Here is a 22,683-nt window from a genome sequence, read left to right as displayed (position 1 = left end):
CGTCCGTCCGCGCCGGAGCTCGGTCAGCGAAGCGGCGACCCGGGCCTCGCGCAGCCCGTCGAGGCTGGAGGTGGTCTCGTCGAGGATGAGCAGGGGGCGTCGCGCAGCAGGGCCCGCGCCGTGGCGACCCGTTGCCGCTGGCCGCCGGAGAGCCGCCCGCCGCGACGTCCGACGCCCGTGTCGAGGCCCGCGGGCAGCTCGGCCACGACGTCGTCGAGGCAGGCGGCGGCCACGACCCGCTCCAGCTCCTCCCGCCTCGCGCCGGGGCGTCCGAGGGTGATGTTCGCGGCGACCGACTCGTCGAAGAGGAAGACGTCCTGGTCGACGACGCCGACGGCGGACCGGACCGCGGCGAGCGGGAGGTCGCGCAGCTCGACGCCGTCGAGGAGGATGCGACCCTCGTAGCGGTCGTCGTGGCGCTGCAGCAGACGCGCGAGCGTCGACTTGCCGGAGCCCGAGGCCCCGACGAGCGCCGTCGTCACCCCGGCCGGGATGTCGAGGTCGATTCCGTCCAGCGCGAGCGATCCGCCCTCGCCCGATTCGGGCGCGTACCCGTACCGGACGCCCTCGCACCTGATCTGCGGCGCGGCGCCGATCTCACCGGAGTCCGTGCTCGTGCCGGGCCGGTCCTGAGCCACCGGACTCCGGTCGAGGAGGGCGAAGACGCCGCGCAACGCCATGACCCCGTAGAACACCTCGTGCCAGAGATTGCGCAGGTCGGTGAAGGCGCGAAACGTCTCCAGCACGACGAACGCGGCGACGATGCCCGCTGCCGGCCGTGCCGCACCCGCGAGCAGGGCGACGGCCCCGGCGCTCGCGACACCGGCCGCCAGCGTCGTGAGGAGGTACGAGGCGAGGGAGACGCGCAGGTGGCGGGTCGTCGCCGCCCGGATGCCGTCGGCCGCGGCGAGGAGACGCCGCCGCATGGCCTCGGCCGCGCCGGCGTCGATGAGGGTGGCCATGCCCTCGAGCGCGTCGGCGAGGTCGGCCGCGTAGCGGCGCTGGGCCTCCCAGACCTCCCGGCCGCGGTCGCCGGTGAGGCGCTTCCAGACGCGCTGTGCGAGGAGGCAGCCGGCCATCCCCCCGCGGCGACGACGGCGGCGGCCACGTCGACGGTCGCGACGGCGAGCAGGGTGAGGGGGACGACGAGGAGGAGGGTCGCGAGCTGGACGAGGTACCGGCTGAGGTAGGCCGTGGCGGCGTCGACGGAATCGACGAAGGTGACGAGGAGGTGGCCGACGCGGTGCCCGGGGGCGGCGTGCGGGCCGAGGCGCCACAGATGCCGGATCGCGGAGGACCGCACCTCGGCGGCCACGTGCCGGTCGAGGTGGCCGGCCGCGGTACCGCCGAGGATCGTCACGGGGACCCGGAGGAGGACGGCCGAGGCGGCCGCGATGAGCCAGGGCCGTGGTGTACCGCCGGCCAGCGCCATGCCGAGTGAGGCGGCGGCGAGGAGGCCCAGGAGCGTTCCCGCGATGCGCAGCACGAGTACGGCGGTCCAGGCGGGCAGATGCGGTCTCACGAGGGTCACAGCGCGGGGAAACCAGAGCATAATAGGAATCATTCTTATCACGAACGGGGCCCTGCCGTGCGCCCCGGGGACCTCCTCCCCGACGCCGCCGCACGCCTCGCGGCGCCCGATGCCGAGACCGCCCGGACCCCCAGCGGTTTCAGCTCGGGTGTGGCGGTCGGCGGTGGCGATGCGCCCGCAGATGCCCCGGCGTCCCGGCGTCACCCGTCGGGGATGTCCAACCCCGCCGAGCGCAGGTGGTTCTCGATGCCGGGATCACCGTGCAGTTCGTCTCCCGCCACCGATCCCTCTCCTCACCAGCTCCGCAGCCAGCTTCTCTGCCAAGGAGTCTCGACGGCCCGAGGATGATAGTGGGCGCGGATCCAGGCGATGGCCGCGTCCGGTTCGAGTCCGTCGAGCATCGCCATCGCGGCCAGGGCCGTGCCGGTGCGTCCGACACCACCGCCGCAGGCGACCTCGACGCGGTGGTCGGCGCTGAGGTCCCAGGCCCGGCGGATCTCTCGAGTGGCGGCGGAGCGGTCGATCGGCAGCGCGAAGTCGGGCCAGCAGATCCAGGCTCCGTCGTCGGACCCGCGCGGCCGGCGGAGGGTCAGGAACAGGGTCCGGTCGGCCGCGACCGCCGGTGTGGCGCGCACGCGCCGACCTCGCACGCGTCGTCCGCCGGGCAACTCCACGACCCCGGGTGTCGACAGCTCCCACTCCATGGCCCAAGTGTCACCCGGAGGTGAGGTGCGGACCTCACTCCCAGAACACCGACTTCACACCCGAAACTATCGGGTGTGAAGTCGGTGTTTCGGGGGTGAAGTCCGGGGAGGGGAAGCTCGCCCCGCGCTGTCTCTGCATGACCTGATCGTTCCGCTTCGCGTCGTACGCACCCCTGGCCCCCGCGCCTCGCCTCCATGACGCTGGAGTCATGGATACCGCGTTAGTCGTCATCGACGTCCAGGAGTCGTTCCGGCAGCAGTCATCGTGGTCGGACATCTCGGCGCCCGACATCGTCGCCCGGGTCAAGCGCCTGGTCGAGGCTGCTCGCGCCCGGGAGGAGCTCGTCGTCTGGGTGCTTCACGCCTCTCCCGGCACGGGTGGCCCCTTTGACCCCGACAACGGTCTCGTCGGACTGCAGCCCGGTCTGACGCCGCGCAGCGAGGACATCACCGTCACCAAGACCAGCCACAACGCCTTCACCACGACGAACCTCGCCCAGCACCTCACGGCCGGCGGAGTCCGGCGTCTGCGTCTCGCCGGCATCCGCACCGAGCAGTGCGTCGAGACCACGGCGCGGGTCGCGTGCGACCTGGGTCACGACGTCGAGGTCGTCATCGACATCACCGCCACGCACCCGTTGCCCCTGCCCGACGGGTCCGGAGTTCTGGACGCCGAGGAGGTGATCGCCCGCACCGCCGCTGCACTGTCGGGCAGGTTCGCCACGATCGTCTCCGTCGACGAGGTCGTGGGAGTCTGATCGCATGACCCTCACCCGCCGTGTCCTGATCGTGCTACCCGACGCGGCGCACCTCATGGATGTGGCGGGCCCGGCCCAGGTGTTCGTCAACGCTTCCGAGGTCGGTGGACGATACGAGGTCGGCTACGTGGGCGCCGCCGGGCGCGTGCAGAGCCATCAGGGACTCGCCTTCGCCGCCCCCACCGACTGGCCGGACCTCACCCCGGCCGACCTCGTCCTCGTCCCCGGCTGGAAGACGCAGACGGCGGCGGGATTCGCCCCCGCCCTGCTGACCCGGATCCGCGAGCACTGGGACGCCGGCGGCCACGTCGCGAGCATCTGCGCCGGCGCGCTGGCTCTCGCTCGGACCGGCGTCCTCGCAGGTCACAGTGCAACCACCCACCACGACCTGATCGACGAGCTCGCCACGTCGCGCGACGTCTCGGTCATGCGCGACGTCCTCTACACCTGCGAGGACCGCCTGCACACCTCCGCGGGCATCGCGAGCGGTATCGATCTGGCACTACACCTCGTGGCCCACGACCACGGCCCGGCCCTGGCGGCGCGGGTCGCCCGCACCCTCGTCGTCCCCGCGTGGCGGGCGGGAGCGGCGCCGCAGGCGTCCGTCATGCTCACCCACCGCGATCACCTCAGCGACCTCGCCCACCGCGCCCAGGACGTCCTCGACGACCCCGCCGAGCCCCCGCACACCCTCGACGCGCTGGCCCGGCGACTCGGCGTCAGCGGACGCACCCTCGCACGCCACTTCGTCGCCGCCACCGGCCTGACGCCCCAGGCCTATTCGACGGCAGTGCGCCGTGAACGCGCCCGCCACCTGCAGACCCAGGGGTGGACCCGCCACGCCGCAGCCACCGCCGTCGGATACGCCGACGCCCGATCCCCGCGCGCGCGCCGTGGCACCGTCGCCGACTGACGAGCGGAATCCGGAGCGTGACGTTCGAACCTCACCTTCCCTGTCAGCGTGGGATGCGGGCGATCATGATGCGTTGCGGCCGGACGCCCGGCCGTTCACGGGCGGTGGCGCCGAGGCGATTCCTCTGACCGCGTGTTCGAGCACGTGCCGGGCCAGGGGTCGGTGATGTCCGCGTTCTTCAGGAGCAGCGCCGCCGGTAGATCGACGACGCAATACTGCACGGCGGTCACGGCGGCCCGGTCTCGCCGACCCCACATCGCCTCGGCCAGGTCGATGAGAAGCGCACCGAGGTCCCGCTGCAGGCGACGGAGTCGTCCCTCTGCCTCGGCATCGAGTTCGGGGGTCATGAGCCGGTCTGCGTTCGTGCTGAGCAGAAGCCGAGCCCCGTCCGCATCCTCCAGTGCGTAGGACGCAGGCGTCAGTGCGGCGGTGACCAGCGCAGACACGGGATCGCCGTCTCTCAGCGCACCCACCACCCGGCTTCGCTGAAAGGTGAGGAACTTCTGTGCCTCCGTGCTCCACACCCGGGCGAGGAGCCCGCTGCGCGATCCGAACGCGTGGTACACGGCGCCGTTCGAGGCGCCCGATTCGGTGCTCAGCGCTCGCATGGTGACGTCGTCGATCCCCATGTCGATCCACAGCCGCCGGGCGTGATCGTGAAGGACGTCGAGGTCATAGCGGCGCGGACGACCCATCCTCAGGACTCCTGGGCCGGCCTGCGGAGTGCGTCGACGGCCTCCGCGTACATCCGTGACTTGATGGTGCCGAGGGTGGTTCGGTCCTTACCTGCGAGGTCGCTCACCAGACCGGTTGCGACGTCAGGGAGTTCATCCAGGGAGACTGCGCGCTCGACCACACCGGCCGCTGCGGCGTCCACGCCACTGAAGCGGCGTCCGGTGGCCATCACGTCGAAGGCCGCACGGGGAGAGAGCTTGCTCGTGATGAGAGCGGTCATGCCGGCGGTGAACGGGATCTGGATGTCGATCTCGGGAAAGCAGAAGTAGCCCCGGTCGTCACGCATCACCCGGTAGTCGTGGGCCAGGGCCAGCATCGCCCCGGCGCCGAAGGCATGGCCGTTGATGGCGGCGACGGTCGGGACGGGAAGGGTCAGGACACGCGCGAGCAGCGTCTGGACCTTGGCCACGTAGGCCGCGTGCTGGTCGAAGTTCTGCACGAGCCAATCCAGATCCAAGCCGTTCGAGTAGAACTTGCCCGTCCCGGACGTGACCAGCACCGCCGGCTCTGCGGATGCCTCGAGCTCATCGAGTGCGGAGTCGACGAGCTCGAGCCACTCGAGTGAGAAGCGGTTCTCGTCGGCGCCGAGGTCCAGCGTCCAGATGGGTCCGTCGGGGGAGATCGTCGGCATGCGTTGCTCCTCAGAAGTGGATCGGGCGCTGCCTGACCAGGCCGTACCCAGGTCCGAGGACCATAACAGAGAGCATCTCTAAAAACATGCCCGGTGCTGCCTCGGGGCACCGGCGGACGACGACTCACTCGTCGAAGCACCCCGCAGCCACCGAGCGCGCGAGACGTCGACGTGCGCCGGCCTCTGAGCAAGACTCCGACCTGCTCCCGCTGTCAGCGGCTCGACAAGGGCGGGGGATTCACTCGTCGAAGGCCGAACGGATATCCGTCTGCGCGAAGTTCTCTCCCTTGTACGCCAGGGCGGCGTCCGTCTCTTTCGCCAGGGCGTAGGAGAAGCAGTCGCCGTAGTTCAGTCCGGCGGGATGACGACCCTTGCCGAACCGTCGCCAGGCGCGGGCGGCTCGAGCGGCTTGGGCTGCATCGACGGGATGCGTTGTGGCTCCGAGGTGATCGACGAGCGAGTCCAGGCGCCGGCACGCGTCGTCCCCCGTCGGGCGGTCACCACGATGGAAGCCTCGACCATGGTGGCCGCGCTCACGAGGAGTTCGTCGTCGCGCGCCAGGAGGTCGTCCATGATGGCCTCCGCGTCGTCCTCCCCGAAGATGATGGCCCGCAGTGCCGAGGTGTCGAGGACGACGGTCATGTCGGGAGGCCGTGCTCGTCGTAGCCGAGGATCTGTTCGTCGCTGCGCGGATCGAGGTCGCGCTCGGCCCGCCCGGTCTCGATGATCCCCAGGATGTCGTCGCGCCTGGTGCTTCGCCGTCGGGCGTGGCGGATCCTCTCGAGGCGTTCTTCGATGGCGATGCGCGTCGCCACCGTGAGCGACTCCCCGGAGATGCGGGACAGCTCGCGGGCGAGACGGTCGGTCTCGGCGTCCTTGATGTTCAGGGACACGAAAGGAAGAATATCAAGGAGGATTCTTCCCTGACAGGGATGAGCGACACCCGGTGTGAGCGTGGGTCGTCAGGCCCGCCACCAGGTCTCGTCGATCATCACCGGCGTCGTGCGCTTGTGGCGGGTGCGCCACCAGCGGTCCTCGATCTTCTCGGCGACCTCGTCCGGCACCTCACGACCTTCGAGGAAGTCGTCGATGTGTTCGTAGGTCAGGCCGAGTTCGTCCTCGTCGGCGCGGCCGGCGTTCTCGTCCAGCAGGTCGGCGGTGGGGGTCTTGGCCCACAGCCGCTCCGACGCACCCAGATGCTGCAGGAGCTGCCGGTTCTGACGCTTGTTCAGGCCGGACAGCGGCAGGATGTCGGCGGCGCCGTCGCCGAACTTGGTGAAGAACCCGGTGACGCTCTCGGCGGCGTGGTCGGTGCCGATCACCAGCAGCCCCCGGTCACCAGCCACGGCGTACTGCGCGACCATGCGCAGGCGGGCCTTCGTGTTGCCCTTGGTGAAGTCGGTCATCGGCACCCCCACCGTGCGCCGGTACTCCTCCTCGAAGCCGTCCACGCCCGGAGCGACGTTGTACGTCAACGTCTCGTCAGCGGCGACGAACTCCACTGCGGCTGCAGCGTCCTCCTCGTCGTGCTGCACGTTGTACGGCAGCCGGACCGCGACGAAGACGGCCTCACCGCCGCTCTCCCGCAGGCGCTCCACCGCGGTCTGCGCCAGCCGCCCGGCCAGCGTCGAGTCGAGGCCGCCGGAGATGCCGAGGACGTACCCGCGCGCGCCCGTGGCGCTCAGGTAGTCGGCGAGGAACTGCACGCGGCGCTCGACCTCGCCTGCTGGGTCGATCTCCGGCCGGACCCCGAGTTCGTCGATGATCGTCTTCTGTCGTGCTCGCATTCGCCCATTCTGGCCCGCGCGGCCGACCACGTGCGCGTCGGCCACCGGCGCGTCAGGCCGATGCCGGAGGCTCGGGTTCCTCGACCAGGTGTTCACCGCGGGGCTCGATCGCCACGTCCTCACGGACGATCTCGGCGGCCAGCCCGCGCAGGAGCTCCCCGTCACCGGCGACCCGGAGGGTGACCGCCTCGCCGTACTCGCTGTCGAGGACCCTCAGGCCGTGCGCGGCGAAGGCGTCCTGCGCGCGGGCGGCGTCGGCGTAGGAGAACGTCACCTCGGACACCGAGGAGACCACCGGCCGCACCCGCGGGGCGCCGTCGATCGCCAGGGACACGGCGTCCGAATACGCCCGCACCAGACCGCCGGTGCCGAGTTTGACGCCCCCGAAGTAGCGCGTGACCACCGCCACCACCTGCGCGAGTCCCGCGCCGCGCAGGACGTCGAGCATCGGCCGGCCGGCCGTGCCCGAGGGCTCGCCGTCGTCGGAGGACCGTTCGACCGGCTGCGCGCCGGGCATCTCGACGATGAACGCGGTGCAGTGGTGACGGGCGTCGGGCCAGGTCCGGCGCACCTCGGCGACGACCTCGCGGGCACCCGCCTCGTCCTCGACCCGCGCCACGGTCGTGAGGAACCGGGACCGCTTCACCTCGAGTTCGCTGACCTCGCGATACCCCTGCGGCAACCACACGCTCATCGGCTCATCCTCACACGGGGGACGGCGCCTGCCACCGACGCCCGCCGAGTCGCAGACCCTCAGACCCACGGATCCCCGCACCCCCGCACCCGCGCGCCCACGGACGCGTCGCCGAAACCACGGGTCACCCCGCTCAGGTGCGAACCCGGAACTCCCCGACGATGGCGTCGAGCTCGTGCGACAGCTCCGACATGCTCTCCGCCGAAGCTCCTGTGGTCGTCGCGGACGCATCCGTGCGTCCGGCCGCGTCGGCCACGCGGGTGACGCGGGAGGCGATGTTGCGGGAGTTGCCCGCGGCCTGCTCGATGTGGGCGGTCATCTCCTGTGTCGTGGCCGACTGCTCCTCCACGGCTGCAGCGATCGCGGTCTGGATCTCGTTGATCTCGGCGATGGTCGAGCTGACCTCGCTGATGCTGACCGACGCGGCCTCGGTGTCGGAGCGCAGGCGCGAGATCCGACCCGCGATGTCCTCGGTGGCGTTCGTCGTCGCCTGGGCGAGCTCCTTGACCTCGCTGGCGACCACGGCGAAGCCCTTGCCCGCCTCACCGGCGCGGGCCGCCTCGATCGTCGCGTTGAGCGCCAGCAGGTTGGTCTGTTCGGAGATGTCCGACACCGTCTTCAGCACCTCGCCGATGCGGACGCTGGACGCGCCGAGCTCGGTCAGGGTGGCGGCGGCGCGGTCGGCCTGGCCGACGGCTCCCGACACGACCTGTTGTGCCTGCGCCGCCGAGCGGGAGATCTCGCCGATCGCCTCACGCAGCTGCTCACCGGAGTGCGCCAGCGACGCGATGTCGGCCGACACGTGCCCCGCGGAGGTCGACGCCTCGCTGGCCTCGGTCGAGCTCTCGCCGGCGGTGGTCAGCAGGCCGGAGGCGACACCGGACAGGTCGGTGGCCGACCCGCGAAGCCGCTTGGCGGCGTCGGTGATCCGCCCCATCGCGGACTCCAGCGCGTCGAGCGCGGTGTTGAGCGAGCGCCCCATCGCGGAGATCTCGTCGTCGCCGACGATCTCGGCGCGCACGTCGAGGTGGCCGTCGCGCAGCTCGTGCAGGGTGGTCTCGATCGAGGCCAGCGAGCCCGTGATCGACCGGACGGTCCAGATGCCGAGGCCCACCGTGAGGGCCATCGTCAGCAGCACCAGCGCGACGGTCAGGAGGAACTCGCGCTGCACGGTGCCGAACATCGAGTCGGCCTCCGCGGCGAGACGTTCGTATCCCCGCTGCTCGATGCCCCGCAGGCCGTCGAGGTACTCCGTCGCGGTCGAGAACCACGCGTCGGGGTCCTGACCGAAGCCGGAGGTCTTGCCCAGGGCCTCCGTCGTCATGGAGTCGACCTGCTTGGCGATGTCGGAGCCCTGCATCGCCGTGAGCTGATCGATGCCGTTCTGCCCGGCGCTCACGGAGAACGCGTGCAGGAACGCCTCGCGCTGAGCGACGAGGTTGACGATGCGGTCCCGCTGACCGTCTCCGAACTTGTCGGCGGCGAAGACGGCCGTCATCTGAGCCCGCTGCAGGCCGGCCTTCTCCTTGGCGTGGGAGATCTGCGCGAGCGCGGTGACCTCGCGGGCGGTCTCGGCGTCGGAGGTGGCCTGCCCGATCGGCCCGAACGTGTCGAGCACGCCCTCGATGACCCGCGTGTACTCGGCGACGAACTCCGCCGGCGGGCGCGAGAACGCGTCGGCCTCCTGGCGGATCGTGGCGATGCCGCGCGTCTCGGCCAGGGCCTTCTGGAGCGGAGCGGCGGCCTCGTCGGACAGGCCGCTATCGGCCAGGGCCGCCTCGACGCTCGCCAACGACTCGTCGGTCGCCTTGCGCAGCGTCGGAATCCGGTCGGCGAGCTGCGCCCCCTTGGTGGCGACGTAGGTGTTCGTGGCGCCGCGTTCGGCCTGGAGGTTGTGCGCCAGACCGGACATCTCCGAGGAGGACTGCACGAGTCCGACGAGGGTCGAGCGCTCCGACCGGGTGTTCCACTGCTCCACGGTCATGATCCCCGCGAGAACGAACACGGCCAGCGAGGGGAGCAGCGCCAGCAGCAGCAGGCGTGCCCGGATCGAGCTGAGTGCACGGGGCAGAGAAACGGACATGGTCGGGCCTCTCGACGGGCAGGGGTGGTTGCTCTTCCCCTTCGGCCGGAATGTCCCGGTGCAAAGCGATACGGGGTTGTGTCGGAGGACACATGTGCAGGTCGGAAGGGTCGTCGAGCCCGAGGTCAACCCTCAATTTCGGAAAGATGTCCGTTTTCGGCGACGAAACGTGAGTGGGAAACGGAGAGCGGGCGATCCGCGCCGGAGATCAGGCGAGGAACGCCACCGCGATGACGAACGGGAGCGAGACCAGCGAGGCGATCGAGGTGACCATCGTCATCGTCTTGAGGCTGCCCTGGGTGGTCAGCCCGAGGAGGGCCTTGTACATCCAGAAGAAGTTGCTGTTGACCTGGAGGGCGAACAGTGAGCCCGACGCGATGGCGAGTCCGATGGCGATCGGGGCCACCCCGATCGAGCCGAGGATCGGGGCGATGATGCCGGCCGCGGTGATCGCCGCCACCGACACCGACCCGATGGCCAGGTGCAGCACCGCGGCGATGAACCAGGCGAGCAGCACGCTGAGGATGATCGGCGCGCCGGCCTCGGCGCTGAAGAGTCCGCCGAGGACGTCGGCCAGTCCGGTCGCCTTGATGACCGCGCCGAGCGAACCGCCGATGCCGGTGACCAGGAGGATCTCGCCGGCCGTGTGCAGGCCCGCGCCGAACGCCTCGTCGGTGCGCTCGCGGTCGACGGTGCGGCGCGCGAGGAAGAACGCGAGGAGCAGTCCGATGAACATCGCCACGTTGGCGTCGCCGAAGAAGTCGATCGCTTCGTTCTCGACACCCGCCAGCCCCATGAACGCGCCGAACGCGATGAGCACCAGCGGCACGAGGATCGGCAACAGGGCGACCCCGAGCGGCGGGATGCGGCGCCCTGCCGTCGTGGCGGGGGAGGCGGTCGTCGTGTCGACCTCGGTGGTGCTTGCACTACGGCCGGTGTCGTCGGCGCCATGCATGGCGTGATCGGTGCCGGCGGAGTGCGCGGCGCGGGTCGTGTCGGAGTCGACCGAGGTGTCGGTGGTGGCTGCGAGAGCGTCGAGCTCGTCGACCTCCACGTCCTTCTCGGCGTTCCAGTAGCCGCCGCGCAGCATGAGGCTGAAGACGAACGTGGTGAGGACGGCGGTGAGCGGGCCGAAGACGATGCCGTAGATGAGGTAGGTCCCGAGCGGGATCTGCAGCAGGCCGGCGATGGAGACGGCGGCGAGGCCGGGCACGACGAACACGTAGCCGCAGAAGATGCCGGTGCCGAGCGCGCCCGCCATCAGGGCGAGGCCGTTCTTGCCCAGGTGCGGGGCGGCCTGACGGGCCACGGGCGCGCCGAGGACGACCTGCACGTCGACGTAGATCGAGGGGAAGATGGTCGAGAGGGCGACGGTGAGCCCGTAGGGGATCCGCTTGGGGCCGAGCACCCGCAGCAGCACGCCCACGAGCCGGTCGAAGGTGCCGGTCGTGTGCAGCAACGAGCCGATGAGCACACCGAATCCGATGAGCAGGCCGATCTTGGCCATGATGTCGCCGAAGCCGGCGGTGATGGCCTCGACCGTGGCCGCGAAGCCGATGCCGCCGGCGAGTCCGAGGTACAGACACCCGATGACCAGGGAGATGATCGGGTCGATCTTGAACTTGATGATGAGCAGGACGATCGCCAGGATGGCGATCGCCGTGTGGACAGCGATCACGGCTACCTCGTTGTCAGGCCGGTGGATTCATGATGCGGAAGGCCACAGTCTCCTCCTCGGCGGGTCCGGTGGGGCCGACTCGCGACGAAGACTTGATCGGGGCTTGCGCATAGGGTCGGGACATGGAGTACAGGACCCTGGGTGACAGTGGACTGGCCGTCTCGACGCTGGGCATCGGATGCAACGCCTTCGGCGCGCGCACCGACGCCGAGGAGGTCGTCCGGATCGTCGACGCCGCCATCGAGTGCGGAGTCACGCTCTTCGACACCGCCGACTCGTATTCGCGCGGTGAGAGCGAGGCGCTGCTCGGGCGGGCACTGCGTGGTCGCCGCGACGACGTGGTCATCGCCACGAAGTTCGGGATGGACCTCGACGGTCTGTACGGCCCGGACTTCGGTCGGCGGGGCTCGCGGCGCTACATCCGCCGCGCGGTCGAGGGCAGCCTGCGCCGCCTGGACACCGACCACATCGACCTCTACCAACTGCACACCCCCGACCGGGTGACGCCGATGGAGGAGACGCTGAGCACGCTCGACGACCTCGTGCGCGAGGGCAAGGTGCGCTACGTCGGCTGCTCCAACCTGCGGGCGTGGGAGGTCGTCGACGCGCACTGGCTCGCGGGCTCGCTCGGCACCGAGGCGTTCATCTCGGCGCAGAACGAGTACTCGCTGTACAACCGTGCGGCCGAGGCCGATCTCGCGCCGGCTTGCGAGCACCTCGGGGTCGGGATCCTGCCGTACTTCCCGCTGGCCTACGGCCTGCTCACCGGCAAGTACCGCCGCGGCGAGGACGCGCCCGAGGGCAGCCGTCTCCAGGCGCAGGGCCGGCGTCTGCGTGACGCGAACTGGGACATCGTCGAGGCGCTGCAGAGTTACGCCGACGACCGCGGAGTCCCCTTGCTGCACGTGGCGATCGGCGGACTGGCAGCCCAGCCGGCGGTCAGTTCGGTCATCGCGGGTGTCTCCCGGGCGGAGCAGGTGGCGACCAACGCCGAGGCCGTGGCGTGGGATCCGAGTGCCGACGACCTCGTCGCCCTGGACGAGGCCGTGCCGCCCGGCTCCGGCGAGCGCTACGACTCCTTCGCCACCGCCCGCGAACGCCGCCCCTGACGAGAGTCGGCCCGGCTGCGCGAGCCGGACCTATCACCGTCTCGGTCTCACCCCACGGTGTCCGTCGAGGTCACGCAACCGCTGCTCGGTGACAGCCGCTCCGGGCCCAGCCGGCAGAAGCGAGGATCAGAATCCGAGCGCGCGACGAATCTCATTGAGGGTGTTGATGTCCAGGGGGTACTTCTGGGCGAGTTCCCGCAGCTTGCTCGTGGCGTTGTCGGCCGTGTAGGGGCCGTTCTCCTTGATGCGCGTGGCCCACGTGTTCGCATCGGGGACACCGGCCTGTTCGAGGCGGGAAGCGATCTCGTCCTCACTCGCACTGTTGATGTCGAAACCGCCGGTGTTCGCGCCACTACCGGCGGTGGTCTCGGCGTCGGTCGCGCCGTCGGTCGCAGTGGCGGTCGCCGTCTCGGTCTCCGTCATCGTGGCGGTCTCGGTGGGGGTGGACGCGGACGTCTGCGTGGACGTGGCCGGAGTGCTGGGTGCGGTGTCCGGCGCGGTCTGTTCCTCTCCGGAGCAGCCGGCCAGGCCGACGGCGGTGATGAGCAGGATCGGGGCGATGGTCGAGGCTTTCATCAGCAGACTCCTGTGTCCTAGCGGTGTCACCGTCTCATCGAGGCGGGTGTTCCGTAGCGTGTCGGAGACCGGGGCGACCCGGCCGATGCGCTCTTCGAGACGGCCTGTCCTGGTGAACACTAACGAAGTTCCACCCATCCGGCCCGCGGTGGATGCGCCACTGAGGGCCCTCGACCGCGGCCATCAGGAGTCGGTCGCGTGACGCACGAGGTTGCAGCTGGAGACCTCGGTGTCAACACGGGCCGGGCCTCACCACACGATGTCGGTCGTGCGCTGCAGCATGCGCGGCTGGGCCACGGCCTGCGCCACCTGCGAGGTCTCCGCGTCGGTGAGAGTCTCGGGGAACACCAGGCCGCTGCGGTCGGCCAGGAGCTCGAGCGTGACCTGGTAGGTGCGGAACTCGCCGAGCTCGAACGCCTGGAGTCGGTCGAGCCGTTGGGTCAGCAGGAAGGCCCGGGCCTTGAGCTCGTCGGCCTCGACGAACGCGATGACCTTCCAGAACTCCCGGGGGATCCGCACGCCTCGGTACTCGCGGTCGTCCTCGGCGAGGATCGGCCCGGCCATGACGCTGATCCGGTGCCGGTCGACCTCGACCTCGGCGTAGACCGCGTCCTCCAGTCGCCCCCACACGCCGCCGCGCGCGCCCTGGTTGAAGTCGTCCATCTGCGGGGCGATGTTGGTGAAGAAGAAGGAGTCGCTGTTGGCCTTCTCCGCCTCGGGCGCCGGACCCCAGGTGAGGTCGGCGCGGCGCGCGATGTGCCCGCGGTCGATGGGATTGTCGGCGTACAACTCGTCCCCGACCTGGTGCTTCTTCGCGATCCGGGGGTCGAGGCGGAACTTCGTGCCCGACCTGCTCAGCTTCTTGAGGGAGTCGCCGTCGACGTTCCACGCCACCCAGCGGGCGAACCGTCGCGACGCGCTCATCGTCAGCGAGAAATGGGTGTAGGGGATGACGGTCGAGCCGTCGACCTCGACGGCGTCGCCCGCGAGGTCGCCCAGGTCGGGCGTCGGGACCTCGGCGCGCAGGAACGCCGGGTCGTAGCCGCGCGCCGCCGCGGCGTGGCCGGCCGCCTGGGCGCCTCGGGTGGGCGAGAGCGTCACGTCGAGCTTGGTCGTCACCGAGGACGGCAGGTTGGCGATGGCGTGATCGCGTCCGCCGGGTGATTCGCCGGCGAAGTTGAGTCCGGCGAGCACGGTGCTCGTGCGTCCGTTGCCGGCCCTGAACAGCCACACCGAGCCGGAGTCGCCGCCGTCGCTGATCTGCCCGTCCGGCGCGGGACGGTTGGGGTCGGGGCCGATCTCGACCCCGCCGATGTTCTGCTCGCCGACGCCCTCGCCGTAGTCGAGGCGCACCATGACGTCGAGTCGGGTGACGACGCCGTGCGTGACACCGGTGGTGCGGCCGCTCTTGATCACCTTGTCGCCGAGTTCGGGCTCGCCGATCTCGGTCGGCACGACGTCGAGGTCGAGGATGTCGGGCTCGAACCGGCGGTCCTCGATCGTGGCGATCGCGCAGTCCCCGGCGGCGCCGAGATGTGACCGGACCAGCGTCCCGAGCCGGTTGCGGTCGACCCGGTTGTCGTCGTGCGGACCGGGTTGCAGCACCGCGTCACCGATGCGTCCGCGTGGACCGTGCAGGACGTGCCAGTTGGAGAGGGCGTAGGGCGTGCCGGGGTCGATCCGCCGGCGCCGGGTGTCGGAGGCGGCCTCGGGCACGACCACGTAGGCGGGACGGAAGGTGCGCTCGACGACGTCGGTCGGGACGGTCTGCTGGTCGATCTCGATGGTCTCCGGAACCGGGGTCGACCCGACGAGCGCGAGGTCGGCCTCGTCCAGCTTCTCGACCACGGTGAACTGGATCGCGACCGTGTCGGTCCTCGTGCCGTCGACCTCCTTGTACCCCACGCCGACGGAGGTGATGTTGGGGTCGGCCAGGTAGGCGTCGGCGTGGGCGCGGACGAACCGCCGCAGCGCGTCGGTTCGTGAATCCTTCGTCCCGTCAGGGTTCTTCGGCGACATGCCCGTCAGCCTCCCGCTCCCGCGCGGCCCGTGGGTGACGAAGCGGTGAACGATCGTGGATCGGCGCGGGGGTTCTTCGGCCGATCGACGTGATCAGTGGGCGTCAGGCGCGTAGCGGGCCAGGTTGCGGCGGGAGATCTCGGCGACCGCGTCGCGGAGTTCCGGCGGGTCGGTGATCTCGGCCAGGTGCGCCAGTCCCGCGAAGATCGCGGCGGCCAGGGGAAGCCGTTCGACCACGCCCGTCACGGCCAGCGTCCCGTCGCCGAGTTCGGAGACGTGACAGACGCGCCCGGCGAGGGAGACGACGTACCTGACGGTCGGGAGGCAGGCCTCGTCGGTGACGAGCCGGACGGTGACGCCGCTCGCGGTCGAGTAGGACTCGCGGGCACGTTCCCACGCCTGCGCGAGAGGGGTCGCGGGGGTGAAGTGCTGTCCGGTGGGGCGCACCGACCCGACGCGGTCGGCCCGGTAAGTGCGCTGTTCGCCGGTGTCGTCCTTCTCGGCGACGAGATGCCAGGTACGGGCGGCGAGGACGACGCCGACGGGCCTGACCCGGCGGAGGCGTTCGCCCTGTCCTCGTGCGCGGTAGGCGATGTCGATGACCTCGCGACGTGCGGCGGCCGCGGCGAGGTGGGGGACGGCGGCAGGGGTGTCGGCGGCGGTGCCCCAGCCCTCGGGCACCACGAGGAGCCAACTGGCCACGTCGCCGACGCCCCGCGCCGCGTCGTCGTCGAGGACGGCCTCGAATTTTCTGCGCGCCGAACGGAACTCCGCCCCGCGGCCGATGGCGTCGGCGGCGATCTGACCCCCGGGGAGGAACAACGCGGCCGATTCCGCGGCGGTGAGGCCGGCGGTCTCCGGCCGGTAGCCGGGCAGGATGGAGAACCCGCCACCGCGGCCGTGCTCGGCGAACACGGGCACGCCCGACAAGGAGAGGGCGTCGATGTCGCGCAGGATCGTGCGCCGCGAGACCCCGAGGCGTTCGGCGAGGTCCGCGGCCGTGATCCGTTCATGGCGACGGAGCAGGGCGACGAGGTCGAGCAGACGATCCGCACGCATGTGTCGAGTGTCCTCTGAAAGGTGACACAAGGTGTCACCCATCGGGGTCTAGCGTTCGGATCGTCCGGATCGACCTGCATCACCTGATCGGAGACCCGACATGACCGACACGACCCGCACGAGTGATCCGACGTCGACGAACCCCGCCTCGACCTCGCCCGGCGACGATCTGCGGCCGCAGCTGTTCGCCGCGCAGGAGTGGTGTGCAGGCCTGGTGGCCCAGGTCGACGACTCGACCCTGCGTCAGGCCACCCCTGTGCCGAGTTCGACGTGCGACGGCTGCTGGGGCACATCGGCACGGTCTACGAGAAGATCACCGGCTTCGGTCGCGACCACGCCGACCCCTATGCCGGCGTGGTCAGCACGCACGAGGACTACGAGGCCCTCTACGAGCGGATCGCCGCCGAACGCGTGGATGCGCCGTCTCCGCCTCCGAGCGGGCCGATTTCCTCCGATTGCGGTCGGCCGAGGCCCGCGAGGCCTGGACGGAGGACACCCTGAGCGCCGACATCGCCCTGGGGTGGGGGCCGACGCTTCCGGGCCGAGTCGTCGCGGCGATCTATCTGATGGAGGTGCTGGCCCACGGCTGGGATCTCGCCACCGCGGCAGGACTGCCGGCCGAGGCGCCGGCGGAGATCGCCGAAGCCGGCCTCGCCGCGGCCCGCGCCACACTGCCGGCCGAGCCGCGCGGCATGGCGAACGGCGTCCCCTTCGACGCCGTCGTCGAGCCGGCCGCCGACGCCGGACCCACCGAGCGTCTGGCCAATTGGCTGGGACGTGTATCGCGCTCCGGCGCGCAGGTTGACGAGAGATTGCGAGAGAGAAGGATGTCCGGCATGGATCTGACGCAGCGTCTGCTCGACCAGCTCGAGTTCCACTGGGACGGGCAGCTACGGCCCCGACTCGAGGGGCTCACCGACGAGGAGTACTTCTGGGAGCCGGTGCCGGGGTGCTGGACCGTGCGCCCGCGCGGCACCGGCGGCGCCGCGATCCAGGGAGGCGGCGGCGACTTCACGATCGACTTCGAGTTCCCGCCGCCCACACCCGAACCCGTCACGACGATCGCCTGGCGTCTCGGCCACCTCATCGTCGGCTGCCTCGGCGTGCGCGTCGCCGCACACTTCGGCGGGCCGCCCTGTGACTACATGAGTTTCGACTACGCCGGTGACGCCGCAGGCGCCCTGGCGCAGTTGGACGACGTGTACGCCCGCTGGCGTGACGGCGTGCGCGGACTGGACGAGGACGCACTGGCCCAGCCGGTGGGGGAGGCCGAAGGCGATTGGGCGGAGCACCCGATGATCGAACTCGTCCTGCACATCAACCGCGAGGTCATCCATCACGGCGCCGAGATCGCGCTCTTGCGGGATCTCTACGCGCACCGGCGTCCCTGAATCATCACGACATGGCCATGCCCAGCTGCTCCCGCGACCGACGGGCGCAGGGCTAGCCTGCGGACATGTTCGAGGGTTATGAGGAGGTCGTCGTCGACTCCGGCGGCGTCGAGATCGCCGCGTGGACCAGCAGGACCGTAGGGCGGCCGCCGCTGGTGCTGCTCCACGGTCACCCACAGACGCACCTCATCTGGCATCGGGTCGCGTCCGACCTCGCCGAGGAGTTCGACGTGGTGGCCTGTGACCTGCGGGGTTACGGCGCCTCAGGGCGTCCGCCCGGAGGGGAGGATCACGCCGCCTACAGCAAGCGGGTCATGGCCGCCGACGTCCTCGCCATCATGCGCCACCTGGGGCACGAGCGCTTCGCCGTCGCCGCCCACGACCGCGGTGCTCGGGTCGCAGCCCGGCTGGTGCTCGACGAGCCGGAGGCGGTGTCGGCTGCGCTCTTCATGGACATCGCCCCGACTCTGTTCATGTACGAGAACACCGACCGGGCGTTCGCGCACGCCTACTGGCACTGGTTCTTCCTCACGACCCCGGCCCCCATGGCCGAGCAACTGCTCGAGGGCGATCCGAGGGCCTACGTCGAATCCGTCCTGGCCGGGCGTCACGCGGGCCTGGTGCCGTTCCCCGCCGAGATCCTCGACGCCTACGTCGCCGCCCTCACCGGCCCCGGTGCCGCGCACGGCATGTGCGAGGACTATCGCGCGGCCGCGACGATCGACCTCGAACACGACCGTGCCGACCTCGCCGCCGGGCACCGCACCGACGTGCCGCTGCGCGTGCTGTGGGGCCGGCACGGCATCATCGGCCGGTTCTTCGAGCCCCTCGAGATGTGGGGCCGGTTCGCCACCACCGTCTCGGGCCGCGAGGTCGACTGCGGCCACTACATCCCCGAGGAGGCGCCCGCCGAGGTGCTCGCGGAGATTCGCGCCCACCTCGCCGGCTGAGTCGGCGTCCGCCTCACCCCGATCCGTCTCCCGGCAGAGTCGCGCACCGTTCATCATGGCTCTCATGACCGGGACCAGCAGGTGGGCGGCGGCCGCCCTCGCGCACGTCGAGAGCAGATGTGCGGGCGGTCCCCTCGGTCGGTCGTTGCGCGTGACCCTCAACTTCCACCCCGATCGGGAGGTCGACGGCGTGAGCGTCGTCGAGGCGCTCGCGAGGGACGGGGTCTACCGCTCCCAGTTCGAGACCGGCACCAGCAACGGGGGACTGACCGCACACGCCGGCGGAGCCCGGTGGCTGTGGGAGAAACGGTTGTTCGGGGGTGCGTACGACGACGCCCCGCCGGTGGAACGGCCGAAGTACGGGGCCCTTGACCATCGACACCGGTCGGTGGGCGGTGCGATCCGCTTCGGGTCGGCGCACCTGCGCCTGGCCGAGCACGTCCTGGACCGCACGACGTTCTGCTTTCCCGATTCGGTGTTCGAACCCGCGGAGTTCGCCACCTCCGCGCGGTTCGATCTGTTCGCCTCGGTCGAGGTGTTCGACGCCGTGGAGCGCGACGACGCCATGGAAGGGCAGATCGGTGGGATGCTCGACGACTACGTCGAGGCCCAGGTCCACGGCGCGGTCGTCCTCGCCGAGGACGTCGAGGCCCTCGTGCTCGACCCGTGCTACCGCGGCACGGCGGTGCAGACGGCGGCCGAGCGTCTCGACGTCCCCCTCGAGTGGCACGAAGGTCGAGTGCTGTCGATCGAGGAGCTCGAGCGGCACCCGGCGTTCCGCGGACCGGCGATCGTCGGCGTCGGTCTCGAGATCGCCCGTGGCACAGTCCTGGACGCGCGCATCGTGGGCGAGGCGGTTCGCGCCGGCGCGCACGACCCGCAGGACCTCAAGAAGGTGTGGCACCACATCGCCCGCTTCGGGGGGTCGCGCCACGGCGAGGGGTGACCCCGTCCGGGCTGCGTCTCCGGGCTGCGTCTCCGGGGGCGCGGGAGACGCGTGAGGCATGAGGTCCGGGGCGGGTGCTCGACGGCGTCGACAGGCTTGAACAGGGGGTGGTCAATATCGAACATGCGTTGTAGAATAAGTGTGTTGAACAGCCAGAAAGGAGAGTCCTGTCATGTGCCCTGCATCCTCTCCCGCAGCGCTGATCGCGCCTGCCGAGTGGGGTGTGGGCGAGCCCGTGACGACCGCTGTGTTCGCGCTTCTGAGCGACGACGAACTCCTGGGTGAGGTCGAGACGATCGAGCGGATCACCGCCTGGTTGGCGGCACGAAGTGTGTCGGTGGTCGGCGAGCTGAGTCGGCGCCGTGAGCGCGACGCGGTGGCCGCCCTCGATGGAGACGCGTCGCCGCGGGCGCAGTCGCTGGCCAGGGTCGGCGCGCGCGAGGCCGTCGTGGACGAGGTCGTCCTGGCCACCGGGCTCGGGCAGCGCGCGGTGCAGACCCGCATCGACCTGGCGCGCAAGGACGAGCGTCATCGCTGGACGCGGGAGGCGCTCGCAGCGGGACGGCTCTCGTGGAGCCGGGTGCTGCAGGTGCACGACAAGACCTCGGCGGTCGATCCGCACCGCATGCGCGGAGTGCTCGAGCAGGTCCTCGCGCCCTGGCAGGCCCCCGCCGACGACGACCCCGGTGACGATGGTGGTCTCGCCGTGCCGCAGGGTGTGTTCTCTTGGCGCTTGGGGCGCGCCGTGGCTGCCGCGACGACGTCGAAGCAGCGCCATCGGGAGGCGATCGACCGGCGTGATCTGTGGGCTGCGATCACCCCGGACGCCGACGGCAACCTCACCGTCACCGGTGATGCGGCTCGGATCGCGGCGGCGACGGGTCGTGTCGAGACCATCGCCCGGCGGCTGCGCAAGGAGGGTGACTCCCGCTCGTTGGCGCATCTGCGCAGCGACATCGCTCTCGACCTGCTGCAGCACGGACAGCTCGCCGACTCCCTCCCGGAGGGAGCCACCGCCGCCTACGCCACGTTCGCCGGTGAGCTGCCCCCGGCGCGGGTCGACGTCACCATCTCGGCGGCCAGTCTGCTGGGGGTGAGCAACGAGCCGGGTGCGATCGTCCTCTCGGGTCGAGAGACCCACCTCCCCGCGCGGATGGTCCGCGACATCGCGTACCGGGCTGGGTCGACGTGGCGTCGCATCGTCACCGACCCGGCCACGGGATACATGGCCGACGTGACCAGACAGGGGTATGCGATCACCGGTGAGCTGCGAGAACGGGTCTTCGCCCGGGATCGGCACTCCCGGGTCCCCGGGAGCACCCGGCCGGCGGCGCTGTGCGACACCGATCACGACATCGACTACGCCGACGGCGGCCCCACCAGCGAGTCGAACGCGTCGAGCAAGCATCGCCGCGGGCACAACCACAAGACCCACAAGAGATGGACCTCCCGACGTGAACCGGAGGTACACGGCTCGATCACCTGGACCACCGGCACCGGACGCAACTACACCACCACCCCGTTCGACCATCGAGATCCGACACCCACACGTGACGAGAACTGGCGCGCGCTGCGGGCCTACCTCGCCAGTCGCGCCATGGAGAACGCCGACCCCGACGACGATGATGATGACGACTACGGCAGCGACGTCGACGACGGCAAGGAGGCTGCGGCGGCTGCGACGACCACGCTGCTTCTGGCCTTGGCCGGACACCGGCCTCGGCGATTTCCGAGCCACTCCCGTTGCGGGTTCGCGGACGCCGGCGCCACAGGCCCCAGACGCCGGCCGAGGCTGCGGCCATGACCGATGTCGACACGGTGGCCCCGGCGGTCGCGGAGTCATCCGCTGACGCAGCAAGTCTCACGGACTCGCCGGCGGGTGCAGGGGCGGCCGAGTCCCTCGCCTCCAGGCTCACGAGGGCAGCCGCGGCCGCAGACGCGGCACCGTGGACGCGCCGAGACCCCGGCCCGCCGCCCTTCTGACCCCACCCTCACGACCACGAACGCGTCGAGATCGCTGAGCATCACGTCACCCGCGTCGGGGCTGCGCGGGTCACGCCTCCCGCGGCGTGAGGCCGAACTCCCGCGCGAGGAGTTCGTGGGAGCGGCGACGGTCGGCGGGATCGGCGATGAGGTCCTGGACCATGACCTCATCGGCGCCGCTCTCGGCGACCATCTGCTCCAGGGTGGCGCGCACCTCCTGCGGGCTGCCCGCGACGAACCGGGGCCATCGGCCGTCGACGATGGTGACCGGCTCGTCCTCGGCCGCCGACATCTCTGCCGCGGCCTCGTCGGCGGAGGGCACCATGACCGATCCGGCGGCGCGACCGGCGCGACGGAGTCGGGCGTAGAACCCCTTGGGCGAGTTCGCCAGGTGCAGGCCGTCGGCGCTGGACTCGCCGACGGCGATGTTGACCGCGAGGATTGCCCGCGGGGAGTCCAGGCCGAACCCCTGGGGCTCGAAGGTCTCGCGGTAATGCCGCAGGGCGGCTGCGGCGCCCGCCGGGTTGATGAACGCGGCGAACGTGTAGCCGATGCCGAGCCCCGCCGCGAGGTTCGACCCGTTCGGACTGGACCCCAGCAGCCACGTCTGCGGCACCTCGGGCACATCCGTCATCAGGGGCTTTCCGGCGAACGGGTGGTCGTCGGGAAACGACTCGTACAACCACGCGAGGGTCTCCAGCACCTGCTGCTGGTGATCGACCTTCGCCGGGTTCTGCCGGTTCTGCTGCAGCGCGAGATCGAGCACCGGCCCGGCCGTGGCGCGTCCCATACCCAGATCGATCCGACCGGGCGCCATCGCCTCCAACTGCTTGTACAGCTCGGCGACCTTGAACGGGCTGTAGTGGTTCATGAGGACGGCGCCCGAACCCAGCCGGATGCGGGAGGTGACCATCGACGCCGCCGCGATGAGCAGTTCGGGATGGTGCGAGGCCCCCGAACGGCTCAGGTGATGCTCGGCGAACCAGACCCGGTGGTACCCCAGGCGCTCCGCGTGCCGGGTGGTCTCCAGCGAATCGGCCAACGCATCCTTCTCGGTCGTTCCCGGAGCGACGGTGGCCAGATCGACGATGGACAGTTTCACGGGAGGACGCTCCTCGAGATCGGGGTGGCCTCTG

At 70.7% G+C, this 22,683-nt stretch carries 21 protein-coding genes and 1 pseudogene; 7 read left to right on the top strand and 15 right to left on the bottom strand.

Annotated features, from left to right (window positions below):
• Positions 1 to 23: 23 nt before the first annotated feature.
• Positions 24 to 1,079, bottom strand: coding sequence for an ATP-binding cassette domain-containing protein (locus tag QQK49_RS17165; RefSeq protein ID WP_284305013.1), 1,056 nt, complete (start codon positions 1,077 to 1,079; stop codon positions 24 to 26).
• Between the two features lie 745 nt (positions 1,080 to 1,824).
• Positions 1,825 to 2,235 carry a protein-tyrosine phosphatase family protein gene (locus QQK49_RS17160; protein WP_284305012.1) on the bottom strand — a complete coding sequence of 137 codons (411 nt, stop codon included), beginning with the start codon at positions 2,233 to 2,235 and terminating at the stop codon, positions 1,825 to 1,827.
• Between the two features lie 209 nt (positions 2,236 to 2,444).
• Here QQK49_RS17160 and QQK49_RS17155 point away from each other — a divergent pair, with 209 nt between their 5' ends.
• Entirely contained in the window at positions 2,445 to 2,993 is a 549-nt protein-coding gene (locus tag QQK49_RS17155) for a cysteine hydrolase family protein (protein WP_284305011.1), read from the top strand.
• A gap of 4 nt (positions 2,994 to 2,997) precedes the next feature.
• Complete coding sequence (locus QQK49_RS17150) at positions 2,998 to 3,906, top strand: GlxA family transcriptional regulator (protein ID WP_284305010.1); 909 nt, start codon at positions 2,998 to 3,000, stop codon at positions 3,904 to 3,906.
• A gap of 95 nt (positions 3,907 to 4,001) precedes the next feature.
• Here QQK49_RS17150 and QQK49_RS17145 read toward each other — a convergent pair whose 3' ends face one another.
• The 9 genes and pseudogenes from QQK49_RS17145 to QQK49_RS17110 form a co-directional block, all read right to left on the bottom strand.
• Positions 4,002 to 4,601, bottom strand: coding sequence for a TetR/AcrR family transcriptional regulator (locus QQK49_RS17145; protein ID WP_284305009.1), 600 nt, complete (start codon positions 4,599 to 4,601; stop codon positions 4,002 to 4,004).
• Between the two features lie 2 nt (positions 4,602 to 4,603).
• The gene (locus QQK49_RS17140; protein WP_284305008.1) at positions 4,604 to 5,272 is read right to left on the bottom strand and encodes an enoyl-CoA hydratase/isomerase family protein; all 669 of its coding nucleotides are present in this window, start codon (positions 5,270 to 5,272) and stop codon (positions 4,604 to 4,606) included.
• 238 nt (positions 5,273 to 5,510) lie between these two features.
• Positions 5,511 to 5,738, bottom strand: a complete 228-nt coding sequence (locus tag QQK49_RS22925) for a type II toxin-antitoxin system VapC family toxin (protein ID WP_348536267.1) — start codon at positions 5,736 to 5,738, stop codon at positions 5,511 to 5,513.
• A 77-nt stretch (positions 5,739 to 5,815) separates the two neighbouring features.
• Positions 5,816 to 5,914: pseudogene (locus tag QQK49_RS22920) on the bottom strand (hypothetical protein); the annotation flags it as partial.
• Complete coding sequence (locus QQK49_RS17130; RefSeq protein ID WP_284305006.1) at positions 5,911 to 6,165, bottom strand: type II toxin-antitoxin system VapB family antitoxin; 255 nt, start codon at positions 6,163 to 6,165, stop codon at positions 5,911 to 5,913. The pseudogene QQK49_RS22920 and the gene QQK49_RS17130, both read right to left, overlap by 4 nt.
• A 69-nt stretch (positions 6,166 to 6,234) precedes the next feature.
• A complete protein-coding gene (nadE, locus tag QQK49_RS17125; RefSeq protein ID WP_284305005.1) occupies positions 6,235 to 7,059 on the bottom strand; it encodes an NAD(+) synthase in 825 nt (274 codons plus the stop codon).
• A gap of 52 nt (positions 7,060 to 7,111) precedes the next feature.
• Positions 7,112 to 7,753 carry an IMPACT family protein gene (locus tag QQK49_RS17120; RefSeq protein WP_284305004.1) on the bottom strand — a complete coding sequence of 214 codons (642 nt, stop codon included), beginning with the start codon at positions 7,751 to 7,753 and terminating at the stop codon, positions 7,112 to 7,114.
• 133 nt (positions 7,754 to 7,886) lie between these two features.
• Positions 7,887 to 9,836 carry a methyl-accepting chemotaxis protein gene (locus QQK49_RS17115; protein WP_284305003.1) on the bottom strand — a complete coding sequence of 650 codons (1,950 nt, stop codon included), beginning with the start codon at positions 9,834 to 9,836 and terminating at the stop codon, positions 7,887 to 7,889.
• Positions 9,837 to 10,044: 208 nt separating this feature from the next.
• Positions 10,045 to 11,514 (bottom strand): GntP family permease, encoded by a 1,470-nt coding sequence (locus QQK49_RS17110; protein ID WP_284305002.1) that lies wholly within the window; start codon positions 11,512 to 11,514, stop codon positions 10,045 to 10,047.
• A gap of 122 nt (positions 11,515 to 11,636) precedes the next feature.
• On the opposite strand from QQK49_RS17110, the gene QQK49_RS17105 reads away from it, so the two are divergent.
• A complete protein-coding gene (locus QQK49_RS17105) occupies positions 11,637 to 12,623 on the top strand; it encodes an aldo/keto reductase (protein ID WP_284305001.1) in 987 nt (328 codons plus the stop codon).
• Positions 12,624 to 12,749: 126 nt separating this feature from the next.
• Here the strand turns inward: QQK49_RS17105 and QQK49_RS17100 are convergent, their stop codons facing one another.
• From QQK49_RS17100 to QQK49_RS17090, 3 genes are all read right to left on the bottom strand, one after another.
• Positions 12,750 to 13,199, bottom strand: a complete 450-nt coding sequence (locus tag QQK49_RS17100) for a hypothetical protein (protein ID WP_284305000.1) — start codon at positions 13,197 to 13,199, stop codon at positions 12,750 to 12,752.
• A 249-nt stretch (positions 13,200 to 13,448) separates the two neighbouring features.
• Positions 13,449 to 15,218, bottom strand: a complete 1,770-nt coding sequence (locus QQK49_RS17095; protein ID WP_284304999.1) for a DNA/RNA non-specific endonuclease — start codon at positions 15,216 to 15,218, stop codon at positions 13,449 to 13,451.
• Between the two features lie 93 nt (positions 15,219 to 15,311).
• The gene (locus QQK49_RS17090; RefSeq protein ID WP_284304998.1) at positions 15,312 to 16,277 is read right to left on the bottom strand and encodes a helix-turn-helix transcriptional regulator; all 966 of its coding nucleotides are present in this window, start codon (positions 16,275 to 16,277) and stop codon (positions 15,312 to 15,314) included.
• A 455-nt stretch (positions 16,278 to 16,732) separates the two neighbouring features.
• Here QQK49_RS17090 and QQK49_RS22915 point away from each other — a divergent pair, with 455 nt between their 5' ends.
• From QQK49_RS22915 to QQK49_RS17070, 4 genes are all read left to right on the top strand, one after another.
• Positions 16,733 to 17,668 (top strand): DinB family protein, encoded by a 936-nt coding sequence (locus QQK49_RS22915; protein WP_348536223.1) that lies wholly within the window; start codon positions 16,733 to 16,735, stop codon positions 17,666 to 17,668.
• Positions 17,669 to 17,733: 65 nt separating this feature from the next.
• A complete protein-coding gene (locus QQK49_RS17080; RefSeq protein WP_284304997.1) occupies positions 17,734 to 18,618 on the top strand; it encodes an alpha/beta fold hydrolase in 885 nt (294 codons plus the stop codon).
• A gap of 64 nt (positions 18,619 to 18,682) precedes the next feature.
• Positions 18,683 to 19,564 (top strand): DUF3626 domain-containing protein, encoded by an 882-nt coding sequence (locus tag QQK49_RS17075; protein ID WP_284304996.1) that lies wholly within the window; start codon positions 18,683 to 18,685, stop codon positions 19,562 to 19,564.
• Between the two features lie 172 nt (positions 19,565 to 19,736).
• Positions 19,737 to 21,368 (top strand): HNH endonuclease signature motif containing protein, encoded by a 1,632-nt coding sequence (locus tag QQK49_RS17070; protein WP_284304995.1) that lies wholly within the window; start codon positions 19,737 to 19,739, stop codon positions 21,366 to 21,368.
• Positions 21,369 to 21,617: 249 nt separating this feature from the next.
• On the opposite strand, the gene QQK49_RS17065 is transcribed toward QQK49_RS17070, so the two are convergent.
• Positions 21,618 to 22,649, bottom strand: coding sequence for an MsnO8 family LLM class oxidoreductase (locus tag QQK49_RS17065; RefSeq protein WP_284304994.1), 1,032 nt, complete (start codon positions 22,647 to 22,649; stop codon positions 21,618 to 21,620).
• Positions 22,650 to 22,683: the final 34 nt, after the last annotated feature.

This window comes from Mobilicoccus caccae (assembly GCF_030161635.1).
In the GTDB taxonomy this organism is placed as follows: Bacteria; Actinomycetota; Actinomycetes; order Actinomycetales; family Dermatophilaceae; genus Mobilicoccus; species Mobilicoccus caccae.
Note: the sequence above shows the minus strand (reverse complement) of the source record. Positions and strands in the feature narration are given on the sequence as shown.

Excerpts from the sequence above, each read along its gene's own strand:
- QQK49_RS17165 (WP_284305013.1), bottom strand. The coding sequence starts at position 1,079 with ATGGCCGGCTGCCTCCTCGCACAGCGCGTCTGGAAGCGCCTCACCGGC.
- QQK49_RS17160 (WP_284305012.1), bottom strand. The coding sequence starts at position 2,235 with ATGGAGTGGGAGCTGTCGACACCCGGGGTCGTGGAGTTGCCCGGCGGA.
- QQK49_RS17155 (WP_284305011.1), top strand. The coding sequence starts at position 2,445 with ATGGATACCGCGTTAGTCGTCATCGACGTCCAGGAGTCGTTCCGGCAG.
- QQK49_RS17150 (WP_284305010.1), top strand. The coding sequence starts at position 2,998 with ATGACCCTCACCCGCCGTGTCCTGATCGTGCTACCCGACGCGGCGCAC.
- QQK49_RS17145 (WP_284305009.1), bottom strand. The coding sequence starts at position 4,601 with ATGGGTCGTCCGCGCCGCTATGACCTCGACGTCCTTCACGATCACGCC.
- QQK49_RS17140 (WP_284305008.1), bottom strand. The coding sequence starts at position 5,272 with ATGCCGACGATCTCCCCCGACGGACCCATCTGGACGCTGGACCTCGGC.
- nadE (WP_284305005.1), bottom strand. The coding sequence starts at position 7,059 with ATGCGAGCACGACAGAAGACGATCATCGACGAACTCGGGGTCCGGCCG.
- QQK49_RS17120 (WP_284305004.1), bottom strand. The coding sequence starts at position 7,753 with ATGAGCGTGTGGTTGCCGCAGGGGTATCGCGAGGTCAGCGAACTCGAG.
- QQK49_RS17115 (WP_284305003.1), bottom strand. The coding sequence starts at position 9,836 with ATGTCCGTTTCTCTGCCCCGTGCACTCAGCTCGATCCGGGCACGCCTG.
- QQK49_RS17105 (WP_284305001.1), top strand. The coding sequence starts at position 11,637 with ATGGAGTACAGGACCCTGGGTGACAGTGGACTGGCCGTCTCGACGCTG.
- QQK49_RS17100 (WP_284305000.1), bottom strand. The coding sequence starts at position 13,199 with ATGAAAGCCTCGACCATCGCCCCGATCCTGCTCATCACCGCCGTCGGC.
- QQK49_RS17095 (WP_284304999.1), bottom strand. The coding sequence starts at position 15,218 with ATGTCGCCGAAGAACCCTGACGGGACGAAGGATTCACGAACCGACGCG.
- QQK49_RS17090 (WP_284304998.1), bottom strand. The coding sequence starts at position 16,277 with ATGCGTGCGGATCGTCTGCTCGACCTCGTCGCCCTGCTCCGTCGCCAT.
- QQK49_RS17080 (WP_284304997.1), top strand. The coding sequence starts at position 17,734 with ATGTTCGAGGGTTATGAGGAGGTCGTCGTCGACTCCGGCGGCGTCGAG.
- QQK49_RS17075 (WP_284304996.1), top strand. The coding sequence starts at position 18,683 with ATGACCGGGACCAGCAGGTGGGCGGCGGCCGCCCTCGCGCACGTCGAG.
- QQK49_RS17070 (WP_284304995.1), top strand. The coding sequence starts at position 19,737 with ATGTGCCCTGCATCCTCTCCCGCAGCGCTGATCGCGCCTGCCGAGTGG.